The sequence below is a fragment of the Neochlamydia sp. AcF65 genome, assembly GCF_018342435.1.
In the GTDB taxonomy this organism is placed as follows: Bacteria; Chlamydiota; Chlamydiia; order Chlamydiales; family Parachlamydiaceae; genus Neochlamydia.
Genome location: NZ_JAEMUE010000070.1, coordinates 1 through 1,170 on the forward strand (window position 1 = coordinate 1; position 1,170 = coordinate 1,170).

Genomic DNA, 1,170 nt, shown 5'->3' on the forward strand with positions numbered 1-1,170 from the left:
TTTATATTTGGCATAAAGTCTAATCGATTAATTGCTTTTTCTGAGGAAGAAAGAAAAAAAGGCCAGTATCAGAATTTAAATACGTTTAATTTCCAAGATCTTATCCTTACAAGGGAAGATATAAATTGTAATAGATAGGACTTAATCTGACTTTTGTAATAAAAATAGAGAGATGCGATTTGAAAGCCGCGAAGCTTGAAGCCCTGCCACTCATTGAAAGCGATAGGGCCACAGGTGAAGCGAGCGGCCCCAAGATCAATGAGGAGTGCCAAAATGTCAAATTTAGCAACTCATCAAAAATTTATCAAAAATAAACTTGGTGTCATAAAGCTAGCTAAAACATTAGGAAATGTATCTTAAGGCGTGTAAAATGATGGGATATTTTAGAAAGAGCTTTTATAGATTCAAAAAACTTTATGAAAGAGGGAAAGGGTAGCTTTTCGAGTATGACGCGTAGTAAAAAAACCCGCATAAAAGACAGGGTGGACGAGACTATCGAAAAAGCTGTGGTTGGTTTTGCTCTTCATAAGTCTTTTTATGGATATTAGGAGTATGTAATGAGCTTGAAGAAACAAGAAGCTTTCATTTCGCCAGAGGGGACGCACTCTGTGTGGCTACAACATCTTTAAGGCCTTTCAAAAACGCCTCACCGCATTGGAAGCTAAGGTGGCTCTAAGAAGAAATGATATTAACAGAGAACCACCTAAAAGCTCTTGAAAAAGCCAAGGAAGAAAAAGAAGCTCATGGCGAAATTGAAACTGAACATCCAGGTTATCTATTATCCCCAGATACTTATTATGTAGGCGCTATTAAAGGCGTTTAGTACTACAGTGGTAAATGTAAACATAGCTTTCTTTGCCTTTGATAATGGTAGTAACAAGCACTCGCTTGATGCTTACGACGCCAATTAGACCATTCTAACCAATAGCTCCAGCATTGCTTGATAGAGGTATGTGCATAGATCACTAAACGCCTAGCTTCTTGTAAGGTATATCTAATCAAATTAAATTCCGTACTTTTAGAAACTTCTTCATATGAAGCCGACGAGCTTTTTTTTTCTTCTCCAGTAGGTTGAAAGCATCGCGCAAGCCCGAAAGGAAAGTTAAAGCTAATAAACAAAGCGTCATGTGTCGATACCAGCCTGTGTAGCTTCTGACCTCATAGTGGTCA

At 37.9% G+C, this 1,170-nt stretch carries 2 protein-coding genes; one reads left to right on the forward strand and one right to left on the reverse strand.

Annotated elements, in window-relative coordinates:
* Positions 1 to 682 precede the first annotated feature (682 nt).
* Positions 683 to 823 carry a hypothetical protein gene (locus NEOC65_RS08795; protein ID WP_213156281.1) on the forward strand — a complete coding sequence of 47 codons (141 nt, stop codon included), beginning with the start codon at positions 683 to 685 and terminating at the stop codon, positions 821 to 823.
* Positions 824 to 825: 2 nt separating this feature from the next.
* Here the strand turns inward: NEOC65_RS08795 and NEOC65_RS08800 are convergent, their stop codons facing one another.
* On the reverse strand, positions 826 to 1,002 hold the full coding sequence (locus NEOC65_RS08800; protein WP_213156282.1) for a hypothetical protein: 177 nt from the start codon (positions 1,000 to 1,002) through the stop codon (positions 826 to 828).
* Positions 1,003 to 1,170: the final 168 nt, after the last annotated feature.